We start from the raw sequence: 18924 nt of genomic DNA, 5'->3' as shown, positions 1-18924 counted from the left end.
TCGTCCCGCGATGAGCCCCGCGGCTGGCGAAAAGTATCAACTAGCAGTATGGTTTTATCCAGTTCCAATCGAGTATTCCTCTATACGGATTTGACATGGCCATTCCACGGATGGGCTTGCGACACATCGAGGCGTTCCGGGCCGTCATGATGACCGGCTCGATGACGGCCGCCGCGCGGCGCGTGCATACCTCGCAGCCGCACGTTAGCCGCTTAATCGCGCAATTGGAAGCCATCACCCAGTTCCCTTTGTTCGACCGCAACGGCAGCCGCCTGACCCCCACTCAGGACGGGTCGCGCTTCTTCCAGGAAGTGGAGAAAACCTTCATCGGCCTGGCCGGGCTGGAGTCGGCGGCGGCCAGCATCCGTTCATTCAGCGCCAGCCGCCTGAGCGTGGCGGCCATGCCGCGGCTGGCCGGCGGCCTGCTGGCGCGCATCGTCGCCGCCTTCAAGACCGAATACCCGGACGTCATGGTGTCCATCCATTCCGGCAACGCCAGCACGGTGCACAACTGGATCAGTTCGGGGTTCTGCGACACCGGCCTGGCCATGCTGTCGGGAGAATCCCCCGGCATCCAGGTGGAGCCCGTGCTGTCGATGAGCTGCGTGGCCGTGGTGCCGAAAGGGCACCGCCTGGCCAGGCTGAAAAAGCTCAAGCCCGCCGACTTCGCCGGCGAGCCGTTCGTGGCCTTCACCAGCGGCACGCCGCTGCGCGAACGGATCGACGATGTGTTCAAGGCGGCCAAGGTCGAGCGGCAGACCGTGGCCGAGGCCGGACTGGGCTCGTCCATCTGCGCCCTGGTCGGCGCGGGCCTGGGCGTGGCGCTCATCAACCCGCTGGCGGCCCGCGAGGAATTCGAGACCAACGGTGTGGAAGTGCGGCCCTTCAGCCCCGCGGTGCCGGTAACCGTGGCGCTGCTCTACCCGCCGTACCATACCCGCACGCGGCTGGTCAGCGTGTTCTCGCGCTATGCCCACCAGCTCATGCTGGAAGAGATGGGGGATTTGAAGGCGCGGGCGGCGCGGTGACGCGGCGGCCGGCCGCTTTACTCGACTTCCTTGTCCACGTGCTGGACCACCAAGTCGATCACGCGCGGCGTGTTCTTCGAAGCGAGCGCCTCGATGATCGCGCAGTGTTCCTGATGCAGGGTCTGGCGGCTTTCCGGCACGAAGCCGTACACGCGCCAGGCTTGTATCCATAACTGATGGATCTGCCGCTGCAGGGCGGACAGGATGGGATTTCCGGCCAGTTCGGCCACCTTGGCCTCGAAGCTCATATCCAGGCCGGCGTTCTCTTCGAACTCGCCGCTGGCCGTCTTGTCCTGGGCATTCTCGTCGATCAGCTCTTTCAACGCGCGGATGCCGCTTTTGTTGGCCTTGACGGCATAGGCCTCGAAAATCGCCCGCTCGATCGCGGTCCGTGCGGCGATCAACTGCTGCATGAACTCCTTGGTGACGCCCAGCGCCAGCAGTGCGTTCAGATTGTCGTTGCCGCTGGCGACGGCCTGCTTCTCGACGAAGTAGGTGCCGCTGCCGACCCGCGTCTCGATGCGTCCGGCGGCCTCCAGGACCTTGAGCGCCTGCCGGATCGAAGAGCGGCTTACCGAAAAACTCTCCGACAGCTCACGCTCCGAAGGCAGCTTGTCGCCGATCTGGAACTCGCCGCTGTTCAGGAGATTCTCGAGTTGCTGACAGACCTCCTGAAAGATGTCTGTCCGCTTGATGGGGAGCATTGAGAAACGGGGCTTGCTCATGTGGACTCGATGCCGGACATCCGAAAACTGGGACGTTGGACTTTACCATTCTTCGGCCAAATGGTCCGTCCACTTCCATGTACACCACTTCAATCCTGCCATCAATAGGGGATAATTTGGATTAATTGGTAAGTTGTCCTACCACTTTAAGTCGGATAGCATACCGGTTACCAAGGGCTCGGCCGCCGGCGATGAATGCGCGCGCGGACAGCGAAACCAGGAGACAGCAGCGATGTACAGAAGCAATTTCGAACCCGGCTCCACTCGTTGGGCGGTGCGGCGCAGCCAGTGGCGCAGCATGGGAATCCGTGAAGAGGACATGGAAAAACCCAAGATCGCGATCATCAATACCTCAAACAAGCTCTCCTGCTGCTATGTGCACCTGGACAGCATCAGCGCCCTGGTCCAGCAGGCCATCCGGGATGCCGGCGGCCTCGCCTTCGAAGTGCGCACAGTCGCGCCCAGCGACTTCGTCACCAGCGCGGGCAAGAAGGCGCGTTACCTCATGCCGACCCGCGACCTGATGGTCAACGAGGTGGAGTGCATGATGGAAGGCGCGGTGCTGGACGGAATGATCTGCCTGTCCTCGTGCGACAAGACCACGCCCGCCCATTTGATGGCGGCCGCGCGCCTGGACGTGCCGTCATTGCTTCTCACCTGCGGCTACCAGATCGGCGGCAAATGCTCGAACGAGAAATTCGAGGACCAGTTCTTTGACATCGATGACGTCTACGAGCAGATCGGAGCGCTGGCGACCCGCCAGATCACGCTCAAGGACCTCACCGATATGACGGACGCCGCCATCCAGTCGCCCGGCGTCTGTGCCGGCCTGGGAACGGCCAACTCCATGCACATCGTGGCCGAGGCGCTCGGCATGACGCTGCCCGGCAATTCACCCATCTGGGCCAATGGCCGCCGTCTCAACGAGTACGCGCAACAGGCGGGGCGCCAGATCGTCGAGCTGACCCGTCACGGCGTCTCCGCGCGCTCGATCATCACCGAAAAGGCCATCCGCAATGCGGTAATGATGGTGCTGGCCGTCGGGGGCTCGGTCAACACCGTGCGCCACATCGCCGCCATCGCCACCGAAGCGGAACTGCCGCTGGACGTGGTCAAGCTCTACGAGGAATACGGCAAGGCCATCAAGCTGCTGACCGCCGTGCGTCCCAACGGCCCCTTCCGCACGGAAGACCTGGAAGCGGCCGGCGGGACGCCCGCCGTCATGAGCCAATTGCGCGAGCACCTGTACCTCGACGCCCTGACGGTCACGCGCCAGACCGTCGGCGAGAACATCCGCGACGCGCGGGTCAAGGACAGCAAGATCATCCGTTCGCTGGCCGACCCCGTCAGCCACAGGCCTGGCGTCGGCATCCTGCGCGGCAATCTCGCACCCAATGGCGCCATCGTGAAGTTGTCCGCCGTTCCAGGCGAACGTGCCGAGTTTTCCGGCCCCGCCAACATTTACGAAGGTGAGGACGAAGCCATTGCCGCCCTGGGCGAAGGCAAGATCAACAAGGGCGACGTGATCGTTCTGCGCAACATGGGCCCCAGCGGGGGCCCCGGCACAGTGTTCGCATGCAGCTTCGTGGCGGCCTTGAACGGGGCCGGCATCGCCGAGTTCGTAGCGGTCGTCACCGACGGGGAACTGTCTGGCCTGAACCGAGGCATCATCGTCGGCCAACTGATGCCCGAATCCGCTGCCGGCGGCCCGCTCGCGGTGGTCCAGCAGGGCGAGACCATCCATATCGACTTCGTCAATCGGCGTATCGACATGGATGTCCCGGCAGTAGAGATACAACGCCGCTTGAGCGAATGGCGCCCCAGAGAGCTGGAATTGGGCGGCGGTAGCAGTACCTATCTTCTCCAGTACGCCCAACTGGTGCAGCCCATCGAACAAGGCGCGGTACTGGGCAAGCGCAAGGTCCACGCACACATTCCCTGACCTGCCGGGGGGCGCCCTTTCCCGGGCGCTCCGGCAAGGTGCATTAGAACAACGACACACGGAGACAGCCCATCATGTCCACACAGACAGAGGCACAGAAGTCCAGAAAAGCGGGTTTGGCGGCGTTCATCGGAACCGTACTGGAATGGTATGACTTCATCATCTATGGCACCGCTGCGGCCATTGTGCTGAACAAGGTTTTCTTCCCGAACAGCGACCCCTTGGTCGGCACGCTGGCGGCCTTCGCCACCTATGCTGTCGGCTTTCTCGCCCGTCCTCTGGGCGGGCTGTTCCTCGGCTATCTGGGCGACAAGGTCGGCAGAAAGACCGTGCTGGTGCTGACGCTCTTCCTGATGGGCGGCGCCACCACCGCGATCGGCCTGCTTCCTGGCTACGACAGCATAGGCGTCTGGGCGCCCGTTCTGCTGGTCCTCATGCGTCTGCTGCAAGGCTTTGGCGCGGGCGGCGAATATGCTGGCGCAGTCGTGCTGTCGGTGGAGCACGCCCAGAAGGGCAAGCGCGGCGCGGCAGGCGCCTGGGCCCCCTTGGGCTTCGCCGCGGCCACCTTGCTGGCCAACGCCGTGTTTTTCTTCTTCCTGAACGTACTTAGCGAAGAGCAATTCATGGCCTGGGGCTGGCGTATTCCCTTCCTGCTCGGCGCCGCGTGCGTGCTGGTCGGCTATCTGATCCGCCGCAACATCGAAGAACCTCCCGCCTTCGAAAAGGCGCAGCAATCCCAGCAGTTCAAGAAGATCGGCCTGCTTTCGGCCATCAAGCATCACCCGCGCAGCTTCTTCATCGTCATCGGGTCGCGCATGGGAGAGAACGGCTTCGCCTACCTCTACCCTGTGTTCTGCGTGTCGTACATGGTGACCACGCTGAAGATGGAGAAATCGATGGCCCTATGGGCCGTCATCATCGCGTCGGCCATCCAGTTGGTCACCATTCCCTTCTACGGAGCCCTGTCCGATCGCGTCGGCCGCAAGAAAGTCTATCTGGCCGGCGTAATCTTCTCGATACTGTGGCTCGCGCCCTTCTTCATGCTGCTGGACGTGCACGCCTTTTGGGCGGTGGCTCTAGGGTTCGCGGTGGGTCTGGGCCTCGCCTATCCCGCCATGCTCTCGCCGCAGGCGGCCTGGTACGCCGAACTCTTCGACACCGAATTCCGGCTCGCGGGCTTCGCCTTCTCGCGCGAACTGGGATCGTTGTTGGCGGGCGGCCTGGCCCCCTTTATCGCCACGGCGCTCTACACCTATTATCAGCACTGGTGGCCCATTGTCGTCTACATGGGAGCCATGGGGCTGCTGACTGTGATCGCGCTCGCATTGGGGCCTGAAACCGTGCACAAGGAAATCGATTAAAGCGGTATAGCCGCCGGCCTCGGCGGCTTCCGCATTTGAAGGAGACAGCATGGACAGCAACAATGATTTTCCGGCATGGCATCTGGAGTGCCGCTACGACACCGTGCCAGACCTGCCCGTCCTGGCCGAGGTCGATGTGCTGGTGGTCGGCGGCGGCGCCGCCGGTGTGGCCGCCGCGACCACGGCCGCCGAACATGGCAAGTCCACCCTGGTGATCGAGCGTTACGGTTTCTTCGGCGGCGCGGCGGTGGCAGGCATGTCCGGCACCATTTGCGGCATGTACCTGGCGAGCGATCTTCACGCCGAACCGCGGCAGGTCGTGCAAGGATTCACCGAACGTTTTCGCGCGGCGCTGGCCCAGCGCAACGGCGTCACCGGGCCGCAGCGCTACGGCAAGACCTGGACCGTCACGCATGACCCGCTGATGTGGAGCGAGACCGCCGACAGGTTCGTCGAGGAAAGCGGCGCCAGGACACTGTTCCATACCAGCGTGAGCGGAGTCATCGTGCAGCAGGGCGCGTGCACCGGGGTGGTTCTCGAATCGGCTGCGGGACGTTCCGTGGTGCTGGCCAAGCGCATCATCGATGCCTCCGGCGATGCCGCGGTCATCGCGCGCGCGGGATACCGGTACGTCTTCGGCGATCACGGCAGGATCCAGAACCCAACCATGTTCTTCCGGCTGGGCCAGATAGATATCCCGCGCTTTCTGGCGTACTGGGGCGAGGACACCATCAATCCGCCCAAGGTCAGCGACGCCATCGCGCAGGCCGACGCGGACAGGCGCTACGATCTGCCGCGCAAAAAGATCTGGATCTTCCCGACCACCCGGCCGGGCGAACTGCTGGTCAACGCGACCCGCCTGACGGCGCGCGACGGCCGCATGCTCAACGTTATCGATCCGGAAGACTTTACCGAAGCCGAAATCGCCGGCCGCCGCCAGGTTCGCGAGTACGCCGCCTTCCTGGCGGATAACATCCCGGGCTGCGAAGCCAGCTACGTGATGAATACCGGCACGCAGGTCGGCGTGCGCCAGACGCGCAGCATTGTTGGCGTGCAGACGCTGACCAATGACGACGTGCTGTCCTGCCGCAAGCGGGACGACGGCATATGCAAAGTACCGTGGCCGATCGAACTGCATGCGGGTGAAAAACCGAAGCTGCACTGGTTGCTGGACGATTACTACGAAGTCCCGTATCTCGCGCTGGTGCCGGAACACGGGGAGAATCTCGTCGTCGCCGGCCGCTGCCTGAGCGCCGAGCACGAGGCGCTGGCTTCGGCCCGCGTCACCGCCCAATGTTTCGAATACGGCCGCGCCGCCGCGGTCGCCGCAGTTCTATCCCTCGACACCGGCCGCCGATTCCGGGACATTCCCGGCGAGGAAGTCCGCGCGGCGATGCGGAAATTGGGCAGCTCGCTGTAGCCGACCCCCACGAACCGCGCTTGCCCAAGGCGGGGCTTCCCGCCGCTCTTCGCTCCTGTATACTCCTCCAAGATTGTTCAACAATCCTGGCATCGGATCCGGGAGCGTTTTCAGGAGGCAGGCCATGTCGAATTACCCCGCGGCGTATCAGGTAAGCAAGGGTTCGGTATTGAACGTGGACCGGGATTTCTACCGGACGCTGGTCGCCGACCCGGCGAAGCGCAAGCTCGTCGAATCGCACGTCGTTCCCATCCGCAGCGGCTACGCCTGGAAGGTGCCCGCCGGCCATGTTTTCCGCATCGTCACGCTGGAAGGCCCGCAGGTGGCGGACTTCAATATGTGGAACCTGCACAATCCGCGCGAACGCATGTGGGCGTCCCGCACGCGGCAGCTCCAGCAGGCCCACGTCAGCACGCACGACCGCATCTGGTCCACGCTGCCGTATCTGCGCCCCATGGTGACCATCACCGACGACACGCTGGCCGGCTACGGCACGGACAGCGACGGCGGCCGGGTCCACGACCTGCTGGGCACCCGCTGCGATCCCTACGTCAACAAGCTGCTGACGGGCGAGGATTTCCACTTCCATTGCCATTCCAACCTGACGCGCGCGGTGGCGCCGCACGGCCTGACCGAATTCGACGTCCACGACGTCCTGAACGTGTTCCAGGTCACCGGGCTGAACGACGACGACAAGTACTTCATGAAGGCGTGCCCGGCCAAGCCCGGCGACTACCTGGAGTTCTTCGCCGAAATGGACCTGCTGTGCGCCTTGTCCACCTGCCCCGGCGGCGACCTGTCCGTGCCGATGTGGGGCCCCGAGGCGCGCGATCCCATCGACGTCTGCCGCCCGCTGGGCGTAGAGGTCTACGCGCTGGATCCGGCCTTGCTGCGAGGCTGGACACCGCCCGAGGTTTCACCGTATAAGGGCGTCCACGGACTGCACCCTGAAAAGGTCGAGTGGAAATAAAAGGGGAAAATACCCCCCCAACGCCGCGCCTTCGGCTGGCCGCCCCCCGAGGGGGCTGTTTACCTCGGGGCAGCCGAGCGGAAAAACAAGCGTCGCGGCCAAACCGCGGCGCTTTTCTACAGGAGCCTATGCCATCATGCCCGCCGAACGCGACAGCGGAATCTCGATCGCCGAACGCATCAGCCACCAGTTGCGCGACGACATCATGGAAGGGAAGCTGCCGCCCGGCACGCAGTTGGTCGAGGTCGATCTGGCGGCGGACTACGGCGCATCGCGCAACACGATCCGCGAAGTCCTGCACCAGCTCGGCCGCGAAGGGCTGGCCACGTTCATCCGCCACAAGGGCGTCGTGGTCCGCCGCATGGAACGCAAGGACCTGCGCGAAATCTACGCCGCGCGTCGCGCGCTGGAACTACAGGCCATCGCCGGCGGGCTGCCGCTGCAGCCCGCCTTGCTGGACAAGATGCACACCGCCATCAACGCGGCCGAGCGCGCACTGTCGAAAAAGCAATGGCGCAACGTCGGCACGCTGAGCCTGCAAGTGCACCAGCACATCGTCGCGCAATTGGGCAGCCGGCTGCTGGACGAGTTCTTTCTCACGCTCTGTGCGCAACTGCGCCTGGTGTTTGCCTCCGAGGTCGATGAAAGCCGTATCCAGACGCCCGACTGGATCGAGCGCGAACGCCATATCCACGGCCTGTTGGTGGAAGGCCGGCGCGACCTGGCCGCGCAATCCCTGACGGACTACCTGGACGATTCGGAACGCACGCTGATGGCGGTCCTGACGCGCCTGAAACAGCAGGCCAAATAAGGCCGGCCGGGCGCACGCCCGGCTGCCTCCGGCACGCGCCTACGCCTGCGTTTCCGGTTCCGCGTAGCTGCCGTCTTCCCGATGCGTTTCCTGCCCGCTCAAGGGCGGATTGAACACGCAGACCAGCCGCAAGTCCCCCTTCACCGCCCGCAGCACGTGCTGGTCGTTCTTGTCCAGCGCGTACAAGGTGCCGGGCCTGATGGCGTGCACAGTGCCGGTGGCCACGTCCTCGACCTCGCCTTCGCCCTCCATGCAGTAATTCGCTTCGTAGTGGTGCTTGTAGTGCAGGCGCAGCTCGGCGCCTTCGAAGACGCGGGTCTCGTGCACCGAATAACCGATGCCGTCGCGCTTGACGATGATGCGCTTGCTTTCCCAGCCCGGTCCCCGGGCATGGCGTTCGGTGTCGGTCAGGTCGTCGCTGTGGATAACTATCATGGATGCGGATCCGCAATGAGTGGAGAAAATCAGTTCCGTCGGCGCGCAGCCGATCCGAGCACGTCTTCGATCTGCGCCGCGGCGGCCAGCAGCGCGCGGTCGCCGCCGCGCAGCCCCGTCGCCATCAGGCCCACGGCGTTTCCGGCCGCCGGAGCGCCCGGCAACGAAATGCTCGGCAAGTCCAGGCGGTTGGCGAATTCCGTCAGGCTGAACGCCCGCGCGTTCTCGCGCAGATAGACGTCGTTGTCGTCCAGCATCGCCACCGGCGGCGGCAGCATGGGCACCGTCGGCGTGAGCACCGCGTCGGCACCCGCCATCAAGGCGTCGTATTCCCCGCGCAATTCCGCCAGCCGGCGCTGCGCGGCAAGATAGGCATGCGCAGGCGCGCGCGCGCCCAGCAGCATGCGCGGCCCCACGCGGGGATCGTAGCGGGCCGAGTCGACCGCCAGGCGCGGTGCGTGCAGCGCATAGGCCTCGGCCGCGATGATGCCGCCGTCACGCGCCACGGCCCCTGCCTGGGCGATGCAAGGCATCGGCATGCGCCGCAGCACGGCGCCGGCCTCCCTCAGGCGTTCCAGCCAGGCCGAGAACGTGTTCCGCACTTGGGGAACCAGCATATCCTCGACGTGATCCGGCACCACGAAAATCCTGCCCGCCAGCGGCGGCGCGCCGCAGGCTGCGGACGCCGGCGATAGCGCGCTGTCGGGCGCCAACGCCTTATCCACACGCAGGCAGCCGGCGGCGTCCGCGGCGATGATGCCCGGCACGTCGAACGTGGGCGACAGATACATCATGCCGCCATCGTCGTATCGGCCTCGGGACGGCTTGAAGCCGGCCACGCCGCAGAACGCGGCGGGAATCCTCGCCGATCCGCTGGTGTCGGACACCAGCGCGACATGCGCCATGCCCAGCGCCACGGCCACCGCGCCGCCGCTGCTGGAGCCGCCCGCCACGCGCGGCGCGTCGGTCATGCACGGCGTGAGCGGCGTTCCGTAGGCGGCATTCAAGCCCAGCGCCCCGTAGGCGAACTCGGTCATATTGTTCTGCGCCAGCAGTACCGCCCCCGCCGCCCGCAGCGCGCGCACCAGCGCGGCATCCTCGGCGGCGGGCGGGGCGTCGGCCAATACCCGCGAACCCGCGTGCGTCGTCCATCCCCGCACGTCGAAACAGGCTTTCACGCCCAGCACCATCCCGGCCAGCGGTTCGCCGCTAGGCGCCAGCCCGCGCAGCGCGTCGCGCGCGCGCGCCTCGGCCAGCGCCTCCTCGTCGCGGCGGGAGAGCAGGGCTTGCGCCGCGGCTACGGGTTCCGCCGCCGCCCGCGCCAGGCATTCCGACACAGCCCCGAAAGACAGATCGCGGTCAAGATACATGGACATGGCTCAGGAAGTCCTTCACGCGCGGGTCCGCGCTGCCCAGCACCTGTGCCGGCGGCGCGTCGAGCAGAACACGGCCGGCCTCCATGAAGACCACGCGGTCCGATACCTTGAACGCGAAACCCATTTCATGCGTCACGATCAGCATTGTCATGCCCTCGCGCGCCAGCGTCTCCACCACCTTCAGCACTTCCGCCACCAGCTCGGGATCCAGCGCCGAGGTGGGCTCGTCGAACAACATGATGGACGGCCGCATGGCCAGGGCGCGGGCGATTGCAACGCGCTGCTGCTGCCCCCCTGAAAGCTGATGCGGGTATTTGTGCGCGTGGTCCAGCATGCCCACCTTGTCGAGCAGCGCGAGCGCCTCGCGCCGCAGCGTATCGGCGTTGCCGCGCCCGTGGTAGGTCGGCGCCAGCATCACGTTCTGCAGCACCGTTTTATGGGGAAACAGGTTGAAGCTCTGGAACACCATGCCGATGTCGAGGATCCGGTCGCCGGGCCCCGCCTGCGCGCCGGTCTTGGGCGAGCCGAGGAAGGGCTTGCCATGCAGCAGCACCTCGCCGCCGTCCAGCGTCTCCAGACCGTTCAAGGTGCGGATCAGGGAAGTCTTGCCCGAACCCGATGGGCCGATGATGCTGATGACCTCGCCGGGCTGGACCGTCAGGTCTATGCCCTTGAGCACCTCGTGGTCGCCGAAGCGCTTGCGCGCCTGCCGCACTTCCAGCGCGGGCTCGTCGCCGGCGGCCTTCATCGCGGCCCCCGACGTGCTTTCCCGTATCGCGCGGCGCGCCTGTTCGTCCAGCGCCAGCGGCTTGGGCGTGCGCCGCAGGATGTTCATGTGCGACTCCAGCCAGCCCAGCAGTTTGTCGAACAGCGTCACGATCAGCACGTAGTACAGCGCCACCGCCAGCATGGTCTCGAACACCAGGAAGTTCTGCGTATACAGGCGCTGCCCGACCAGCAGGATCTCGGCCAGAGAGATCACCGACACCAGCGAGGTCAGCTTCGCGATCGTGATGAACTCGTTGCTCAGGGCCGGCAGCGCAATGCGCAATGCCTGCGGAATCACGATCATGCGCTGGATGCCGGCGTAGCGGATGCCCAGCGCGCGCCCGGCCTCGATCTGCCCGCGCGGCACGCCCAGGATCCCGCCGCGGTGTATTTCGGCGATGAAGGCGGTCTCGCTCACGACCAGGGCCGTCAGGCCCGCGTAGAACGGATCCGACAGCAATGCGCCGGCCGCCGGAAAGACCTGCGGCAGGTTGTAGATGAACACCAGCAGCACCAGCAGCGGCAAACTGCGGAAAAACCAGATGTACAGGCCCGCCAGCCGGCTGACGACGGGATTCTTCGCCTGTTTGCCCAGCGCCAGCAGGAAACCCGCCGCCACGCCTATCACCCAGGTCGCCGTGCTCAGCTTCACCACCACCCAGCACGCCTTCCAGAAATCGGTGTCCCAGAGCAGGCTGACGGCATAGTCCCAATCGAAATGCATGTTTCCGGCTTCCCTGGCGCGTTACCGGCCCGGGGCCATCAGGGCGGCCTGAATTTCCGCCGCGGACGGCTCCTCCAGCCCGTAGCGAGCCAATAGCGCCTGGTACTCGCCGCTCTCGCGAGCGCGCTGCAGCGCGCCGGCCAACGCGCCCTGAAGCTCCTTCGACTCTTTGTTGATGCCCAGCCCGATCACGATCGGGTAGAGCAAGGTGGTGGAGGTCAGTTTGAGGCTGTCCTTGGACTGCGCCAGCATGCCGTGCACCACCGCGGCGTCCTCGATCATCGCGTCGGCGGCCTGCGACCGCAGCGCCATCATCGCCTCGGGAGAAGTCGGAAACTCCAGCACCTTGATTTCGCCCTGTCCCCTGGGCTGGCAGGTCTCGCGCGAGACCTTCTGCAGCTTCGGCGTCCACGACGCGCCCTTGATCGACGCCACCCGCTTGCCGCAGAGCGCCTCCGGCCCGGCGGGCGCGTACTGGCTGGCGGCCAGCACCACCAGCGACGCGCCAGTCTTCAGGTACGGAATGAAATCGATCAGCTTGGTGCGCTCCGGCGTGACGTACAGGGCGGACGCCACGGCATCGAAACGATGCGCCCGCATGCCCAGTATCAAGTCGGGAAAACGCGTGTCGACGAACACCGGCTTCAGCGACAGCTTGGAAGCGAGTAGCCGGGAGAAATCCGCGTCGAAGCCGGCGGGCTTGCCCGCGTCCATGTAGGCATAGGGCGGATAGGTGAGATCCGAGCCCACGGTAAGGCTGTCCGCCTTGATGGTGGCGGCTGCGAAAGCCAGCGGAGATGCTGCGCACAACATGAATGCGGCCAGGGCTCGCGCGATGCCGCGACGCGATGCCGCCAGAATCGTAGTGGACATGATTTCCCCTATTGAACGCCCTGGAACCCGCGGCAAGACTGGGTCTGCCCCATGCCGGAAGGCATTTTCCGGGCCAGGATTGTTGAACAATTTTTGCGATTCTGCGGCAATGGGGAGGCAGCGGATATGGGTGTTTTCCCTAGCGGTTTCCATGGCGACGGCAAAGATCATCGCGGCCCGCGGATGGTATCTGGCCCGCGACGCGCCATCCAAAGGCTGGAGAGACGCCGCGGGACTTTTCGCCTACAGTTTTTCCGCACTACCTCGTCACCAGCGGTTGCATTGGCTGTCTTGGAATACAGCTTCTCTAACGGGAGAGGATCATGCGACCCATTTGCGCTGTTGTCGCCGCCGGCCTGTTGTTGGGATCGGGGAATGCCGCCCAGGCGGTTCCCCTGGCACGGATAGACGTGGGCGACTCGTACTACGTGCATCGGGACCTTGACGACAACGTGCTCGTCACGGTGGTCGCCATCGACGCGGCGACGCGGAAGATCAAAGTGCTTTTCCCGAACGGCGCCGTCGATTGGGTCGCTCCCGAAAGGCTGCTGACCCAGAGCCAGAACGATGAGGACGAGGCCGCCAGCGCGAACGCGATGCTTCAGGTCTTCGCATGCATGCTCGAACCGAACGATCCATCCTGCAAGGAAACGGAATGGAAGCCGGGCGCGCCGCATCCGCGACTGGCGCACGTGGTGGCGGGCAGCGAACGAGGAAAATGGCGTCCCGCGGCCGGGTATCAATGGGAGAACCCGGACCGCTTCGGCCCCGTGACCTGGTCGCCGGGAACGAAGCACCCCGACTATGAGCATGTCGTTGCCGCGCAATCCGAAAATCGGTGGATTCCGCTACCCGGGTATCAATGGAAGGATCCGCCGAACCTCGGCCCGGTAGTGTGGACGCCAGGGATGAAACACCGCAACAACCCTGTGCTCCTCGCGGGCGCCACACCCGATTCCTGGGTCCCGGCCCCTGGCTATAAATGGGCCAATCCGTCGAATCCGACCGACATGACCGCCGTTCCCAAGTAGCGCTGCGAATGCCGTGGCCCGCCCGGATTCTCGACGGCGCAGGGCGCTCGCCGGCGCGGATAAAAGAAATAGGGGCTGCCAAAGCAGCCCCTATTACGAAGTCCGGATGTCCCGAGAGGAATCCAGGCGCGTGCGGGATCCTACATGGGATCCTGCATGCCTACGCGTCGATATTCCCCGCCGACAGCGCGTGCGTCTCGATGAAGTTGCGGCGCGGCTCCACATCGTCGCCCATCAGCGTGGTGAAGACTTCGTCGGCCGCGATGGCGTCCTCGATCTGCACGCGCAGCAGACGGCGCACCTTCGGATCCATCGTGGTTTCCCACAACTGGTCCGGGTTCATTTCGCCCAGGCCCTTGTAGCGCTGCTTGGAGATGCCGCGCTCGGCTTCGCCGCGCAGCCACTGCATGGCTTCGCGGAAGTCGGACACGGTCTGCTCCTTGCGCTTTTCGCCTTCGCCGCGGGCGACCAGCGAGCGCGGGCCCACCTTGCCGGAGAAACTCTTCGCGGCCTTGGACAGGATGGCATAGTCCGAGCCGTTCACGAAGTCCGCGTCGATGAGGCTCACGCGCACGTTGCCGTGGTGCATGCGCTGCACCGACAGGCGGTGGCGCTCGGTCGCTTCGTCGAACTGCGCAACGACGTCCACGCCGTTGCCGCTCACCGGGTCGCGCATGGCCTCGGCCAGGCGGCGGGCGGAATCGGCGGTGGACTCGGCCGTCTCCAGGTTGATTTCCACGCCTTCGGCCATGGCCGACAGCGCGGCCGTGTCGAACACGCGCGACAGGCGGGCGATCACGCCGTCGGCGGCGACGTACTGGCGGGCCAGTTCGTTCAGCTCTTCGCTGCGGATGATGTTGCCGCCCGAAATGATCTCGGCGTCCTTCAGCGCCAGCGACAGCATGAACTGCGCTTCTTCCTGGTCGTCCTTCAGGTAGCGCTCTTCACGGCCGACCTTGACCTTGTACAGCGGCGGCTGGGCGATGTAGACGTAGCCGCGCTGCACCAACTCGGGCATCTGGCGGTACAGCAGCGTCAGCAGCAGGGTGCGGATGTGCGCGCCGTCCACGTCCGCGTCGGTCATGATGATGAGGCGGTGGTAGCGCAGCTTGTCCACGTTGAAGTCCGGGCCGATGCTGGTGCCCAGCGCCGTGATCAGCGTGGCGATCTGTTCGCTGGCGATCAGGCGGTCGAAGCGCGCCTTTTCGACGTTCAGCACCTTGCCGCGCAGCGGCAGGATGGCCTGGAACTTGCGGTCACGGCCCTGCTTGGCCGAGCCGCCCGCGGAGTCGCCCTCGACGATGTACAGCTCGCACAGCGCGGGGTCCTTTTCCTGGCAGTCGGCCAGCTTGCCGGGCAGGCCGGCGCCTTCCAGCACGCTCTTCCTGCGCGTCATTTCGCGCGCCTTGCGCGCGGCTTCGCGCGCGCGGGCGGCCTCGACGATCTTGGCGCACAGCGCCTTGGCGTCGTTCGGGTGTTCCAGCAGCCAGGTTTCCAGCGTGCGGGCCACGGCTTCTTCCACGGCCGGGCGCACTTCGCTGGAGACCAGCTTGTCCTTGGTCTGGCTGCTGAACTTGGGTTCGGGCACCTTCACCGACAGCACGCAGGCCAGGCCTTCGCGCATGTCGTCGCCGGAGGTCTCGACCTTGGCCTTCTTGGCCAGTTCGTTGTCGGCGATGTACTTGTTCAGGATGCGGGTCATGGCCGCGCGCAGGCCGGTCAGGTGCGAGCCGCCGTCGCGCTGCGGGATGTTGTTGGTGAAGCACAGCACGCTTTCGCTGTAGCTGTCGTTCCACTGCATCGCCACTTCGACGCCGACCGACACGCCGCCGGCGGCGGACTCGGTGCTGACCGAGAACACGTTCGGGTGCAGCACGGTCTTGCTGCGGTTGATGTATTCGACGAAGCCCTTCACGCCGCCCGAGAACGCGAAGTTCTCTTCCTTGCCCTGGCGCTGGTCGATCAGGCGGATCTTCACGCCATTGTTCAGGAACGACAGCTCGCGCAGGCGCTTCGAGAGGATCTCGTAGTGGTATTCGATGTTGTTGAAGATGAGCGGGTCGGCCAGGAAGCGCACTTCGGTGCCGCGCTTGTCGGTCGTGCCCGTCACCGCCAGGGGCGCGACGCGCTCGCCCTGGCGGAACTCCATCTGATGCACCTGGCCGTTGCGGCGGATGGTCAGCCGCAGCCATTCGGACAGCGCGTTCACGCAAGACACGCCCACGCCGTGCAGACCGCCGGACACCTTGTAGGAGTTCTGGTCGAACTTGCCGCCGGCATGCAGTTCGGTCATGACGATTTCCGCCGCGCTGCGGTGGAATTCGTCGTCCTTGTGGATGTCGGTGGGGATCCCGCGGCCGTTGTCGGTGACGGAAATGGAGTTGTCGGTGTGGATCGTGACGACGATGTCGTCGCAATAGCCGGCCAGGGCTTCGTCGATGGCGTTGTCGACGACTTCGAACACCATGTGGTGCAAGCCGGTACCGTCGGACGTGTCGCCGATGTACATGCCGGGGCGCTTGCGCACGGCCTCCAGCCCCTTGAGCATCTTGATCGAGTCAGCGCCGTAGCCGCTGTTCTCGGGAGTGGTGTTCTGCTGATCTGACATGTCTGTATCGATAACGCTTTAAAGAACGGCCTGGCGGCCGGACCGCCCGCGAGCCCTCAGGCCCGCAAGCGGCACAAACCCACGATAGGCGCGCGGATCAAATCCGCATGGGCATGACGACGTACTTGAACTGGTCGTCTTCGGGCAAGGTGATGAGCGCCGACGCGTTGGCGTCGGGCATGACCGACCACTGGATGTTGTCGACCTTCACGTTGGCCAGCACGTCGAGCAGGTAGCCCACGTTGAAGCCGACGTCCAGCGCTTCATGGCCGTAGTCGATGTCGATCTCTTCCTGCGCCTCTTCCTGCTCGGCGTTGGACGACGAGATCTTCATCTGGTTCTGCGCCAGTTGCAGGCGCACGCCCTTGAACTTGTCGGTGGTCAGGATGGCGGCGCGCTGCAGGCTGCCCTGGAGCGCTTCGCGGCCGACCAGGAAATGGCGCGTGTAGTTCGTCGGGATCACGCGCGTGAAATCGGGGAACTTGCCTTCGACCAGCTTGGACACCAGCTCGACGTCGCCGAAACGGAAACGGATCTGGCCCGGCGCCACGTCGATGGAGACGGGCTCGTCGGAGTCTTCCAGCAGGCGCTGCATTTCCAGCACGGTCTTGCGCGGCACGATCACTTCGTGGCGTTCGCTGATGCCGTCGGCTTCGGTGGAGCAATGGGCCAGGCGGTGGCCGTCGGTGGCGACCGCGCGCACGCGGCCCGGCTCGAACACCAGCAGCATGCCGTTCAGGTAGTAGCGGATATCCTGTTGCGCCATGGCGAAGTGCACCATGTTGAACAGGTGGCGCAGCGTGCGCTGCGGCATGGTCAGCGATACGTCCCACTGCTCGGGCTGAGCCACGGTGGGGAATTCGCTGGCGGCCAGCGTCTGCAGCGCGAAGCGGCTCTTGGCCGACTGCACCGACAGCTTGTTGCTGGCCAGCGCCAGGCGCACGTCGCCCGTGTCCGGCAGCGCCTTCAGGATGTCCAGCAGCTTGCGCGCCGCGACGGTGGTGGACTCGTTGTCCTGGCCCACGCCGAAGTCGGCATGCGTGGTGATCTGTACTTCCAGGTCGGTCGCAATGAAGGCGACCTTGTTGCCTTCCTTGCGCATGAGGATGTTCGCCAGGATGGGCAGGGTATGGCGTCTTTCGACGATGCCCGCCACGGTCGACAGCGGTTTCAGCAATGCATCGCGTGTGGTTTGTACGAGTTGCATGTTCATCCTTTTAGAGTTTGTTCCAACACGTGCAGGGTATGGTTGAGTTCCGCTTGCTTGGCGCGGGCATCGGAAATCTTGCGTACGGCATGCAGCACGGTGGTGTGATCACGGCCACCGAACAGATCGCCGATTTCCGGCAGGCTTTTCTGGGTCAGCTCCTTCGCCAGGTACATCGCAACCTGGCGCGGCAAGGCGATATTCGCGGGCCGGCGTTTCGAATACATGTCGGCCACCTTGATCTTGTAGAAATCCGCCACCGTCTTCTGGATGTTCTCGACGGTGATCTGCCCGTTGGAAACGGACAGGAGATCCTTCAGGGCTTCCTTGCAGACATCCACCGTCAGCACGTCGCGGCCGTGGAAGCGCGCATAGGCCAGGACCTTGCGCAGCGCGCCTTCCAGTTCGCGCACGTTGCTGCGCAGATGCTTGGCGATGAAGAACGCCACTTCCTCGGGCATGGGCACGCCTTCGGATTCCGCCTTGCGCAGCAGGATCGCCACGCGCATTTCGAGTTCCGGGGGCTCGATGGCCACCGTCAGGCCGGAATCGAAGCGCGAAATCAGCCGGCTGTCGATGCCGGACAGTTCCTTCGGATATGTATCGCTGGTGATGATGATCTGCTTGCGCTGCGCGACCATCGCTTCGAACGCGTAGAAGAATTCTTCCTGCGTGCGGTTCTTGCCGGAGAAGAACTGGATGTCGTCGATCAGCAGCAGGTCCAGCGAATGGTAGTAGCGCTTGAAATCGTCGAACGCCTTGCGCTGGTAGGCCTTCACCACGTCGGACACGTACTGGTCGGCATGCACGTAGCGCACGCGCACGCCGGTGCCCGCCGCCACCATCGCATTGCCGATGGCATGGATCAGGTGGGTCTTGCCCAGGCCCACGCCGCCATACAGGAACAGCGGGTTGTAGGACGTGCCCGGATTCTCGGCGACCTGCAGCGCGGCGGCGCGCGCGAGCTGGTTCGCCTTGCCGGTCACGAAGTTCTCGAAGGTCAGGTCGGTGTTCAGGCGCGAGCGCTCGTACACGATGTTGGCGGCATCCGCGTTCACGGCCTGCGCAGCCGCCGTCGTGGCGGGCGCCGGCGCCGCGGCGGGTGCCGCGGCCGGCGCGCTCGTGGGCGGAGCGCCGCCTAAGTGGGACGCGCCGGACGGATGGGTCTGCGCTTGCGCGGCCCGCACGGGCGCGACCGGCATGCGCGGCGCGGCGCCATGGGAAGGCAACTCGAACAGGACCTGCACCGGACGCTCGAACCACTCCGCGGCCAACGCTTCGATCTGGTGGGAAAAGTTCTTGCGCACCCAGTCCAGCTTGAAGCGGTTGGGCGCGGCAACGCGCAGCACCGCCTGCGTCTCGTCATACGCAAGCGGGACCAGCGGTCGTATCCACGCGCTGATTTGTTGGGGGGGGAGTTCCTGCTCAAGACGACTGACGCAGGTCTGCCAGAATTCTTTCATGTCGCTCTTATTCAAACCTCGATTCTACCTTGCCTGGGCTGGGGTTATCCACAGGGTAGGGCATAAGTGTCCGGGGGGCGCAGGCTTAACTGTTTGACAAGACAGGGAAAACTTGCTGAAATGGTGGGCTTTTCCGAATTCTGTCTGTCAGAAGGTTTCACAGAGAGCTTGGCCGCGCTCGC

Annotated in this window: 15 protein-coding genes; 7 read left to right on the top strand and 8 right to left on the bottom strand. The window is 64.9% G+C overall.

Annotated elements, in window-relative coordinates:
* Nucleotides 1-95: 95 nt before the first annotated feature.
* Entirely contained in the window at nucleotides 96-1028 is a 933-nt protein-coding gene (locus WHX56_RS04865) for a LysR substrate-binding domain-containing protein (protein WP_338880607.1), read from the top strand.
* A gap of 17 nt (nucleotides 1029-1045) precedes the next feature.
* Here the strand turns inward: WHX56_RS04865 and WHX56_RS04860 are convergent, their stop codons facing one another.
* A complete protein-coding gene (locus WHX56_RS04860) occupies nucleotides 1046-1753 on the bottom strand; it encodes a FadR/GntR family transcriptional regulator (protein ID WP_129241818.1) in 708 nt (235 codons plus the stop codon).
* Nucleotides 1754-1985: 232 nt separating this feature from the next.
* Between WHX56_RS04860 and WHX56_RS04855 the strand changes: the two genes are divergently transcribed.
* From WHX56_RS04855 to WHX56_RS04835, 5 genes are all read left to right on the top strand, one after another.
* Nucleotides 1986-3695 (top strand): dihydroxy-acid dehydratase, encoded by a 1710-nt coding sequence (locus WHX56_RS04855; RefSeq protein WP_129241817.1) that lies wholly within the window; start codon nucleotides 1986-1988, stop codon nucleotides 3693-3695.
* 74 nt (nucleotides 3696-3769) lie between these two features.
* Nucleotides 3770-5056: an MFS transporter gene (locus WHX56_RS04850; protein WP_338880606.1), complete on the top strand. Its 1287-nt coding sequence runs from the start codon at nucleotides 3770-3772 to the stop codon at nucleotides 5054-5056.
* A 49-nt stretch (nucleotides 5057-5105) separates the two neighbouring features.
* Entirely contained in the window at nucleotides 5106-6476 is a 1371-nt protein-coding gene (locus WHX56_RS04845) for an FAD-dependent oxidoreductase (RefSeq protein ID WP_338880605.1), read from the top strand.
* A 124-nt stretch (nucleotides 6477-6600) separates the two neighbouring features.
* Nucleotides 6601-7446: an urea carboxylase-associated family protein gene (locus WHX56_RS04840; RefSeq protein WP_338880604.1), complete on the top strand. Its 846-nt coding sequence runs from the start codon at nucleotides 6601-6603 to the stop codon at nucleotides 7444-7446.
* A 136-nt stretch (nucleotides 7447-7582) separates the two neighbouring features.
* Entirely contained in the window at nucleotides 7583-8257 is a 675-nt protein-coding gene (locus WHX56_RS04835) for a GntR family transcriptional regulator (RefSeq protein ID WP_129241813.1), read from the top strand.
* A gap of 39 nt (nucleotides 8258-8296) precedes the next feature.
* Here the strand turns inward: WHX56_RS04835 and WHX56_RS04830 are convergent, their stop codons facing one another.
* From WHX56_RS04830 to WHX56_RS04815, 4 genes are read right to left on the bottom strand one after another with little or no spacing between them, the layout of a single operon-like run.
* Nucleotides 8297-8692 (bottom strand): ectoine synthase, encoded by a 396-nt coding sequence (locus WHX56_RS04830; RefSeq protein WP_338880603.1) that lies wholly within the window; start codon nucleotides 8690-8692, stop codon nucleotides 8297-8299.
* Nucleotides 8693-8721: 29 nt separating this feature from the next.
* Nucleotides 8722-10068, bottom strand: coding sequence for an amidase (locus WHX56_RS04825; protein WP_338880602.1), 1347 nt, complete (start codon nucleotides 10066-10068; stop codon nucleotides 8722-8724).
* On the bottom strand, nucleotides 10052-11560 hold the full coding sequence (locus WHX56_RS04820) for an amino acid ABC transporter permease/ATP-binding protein (protein ID WP_338880601.1): 1509 nt from the start codon (nucleotides 11558-11560) through the stop codon (nucleotides 10052-10054). Before WHX56_RS04820 ends, WHX56_RS04825 begins: the two co-directional genes overlap by 17 nt.
* A gap of 21 nt (nucleotides 11561-11581) precedes the next feature.
* Nucleotides 11582-12433 (bottom strand): ABC transporter substrate-binding protein, encoded by an 852-nt coding sequence (locus WHX56_RS04815; RefSeq protein ID WP_422393639.1) that lies wholly within the window; start codon nucleotides 12431-12433, stop codon nucleotides 11582-11584.
* A gap of 323 nt (nucleotides 12434-12756) precedes the next feature.
* On the opposite strand from WHX56_RS04815, the gene WHX56_RS04810 reads away from it, so the two are divergent.
* Nucleotides 12757-13464 (top strand): hypothetical protein, encoded by a 708-nt coding sequence (locus WHX56_RS04810; RefSeq protein ID WP_287753891.1) that lies wholly within the window; start codon nucleotides 12757-12759, stop codon nucleotides 13462-13464.
* A 160-nt stretch (nucleotides 13465-13624) separates the two neighbouring features.
* Here the strand turns inward: WHX56_RS04810 and gyrB are convergent, their stop codons facing one another.
* The 3 genes from gyrB to dnaA form a co-directional block, all read right to left on the bottom strand.
* Entirely contained in the window at nucleotides 13625-16072 is a 2448-nt protein-coding gene (gyrB, locus tag WHX56_RS04805) for a DNA topoisomerase (ATP-hydrolyzing) subunit B (protein WP_129241807.1), read from the bottom strand.
* Nucleotides 16073-16169: 97 nt separating this feature from the next.
* The gene (gene dnaN, locus WHX56_RS04800) at nucleotides 16170-17279 is read right to left on the bottom strand and encodes a DNA polymerase III subunit beta (protein ID WP_165360198.1); all 1110 of its coding nucleotides are present in this window, start codon (nucleotides 17277-17279) and stop codon (nucleotides 16170-16172) included.
* 2 nt (nucleotides 17280-17281) lie between these two features.
* Entirely contained in the window at nucleotides 17282-18742 is a 1461-nt protein-coding gene (gene dnaA / locus WHX56_RS04795; protein ID WP_338880600.1) for a chromosomal replication initiator protein DnaA, read from the bottom strand.
* Nucleotides 18743-18924 lie beyond the last annotated feature (182 nt).

The organism is Achromobacter veterisilvae, assembly GCF_037619525.1.
Taxonomy (GTDB): domain Bacteria; phylum Pseudomonadota; class Gammaproteobacteria; order Burkholderiales; family Burkholderiaceae_B; genus Achromobacter; species Achromobacter veterisilvae.
Note: the sequence above shows the minus strand (reverse complement) of the source record. Positions and strands in the feature narration are given on the sequence as shown.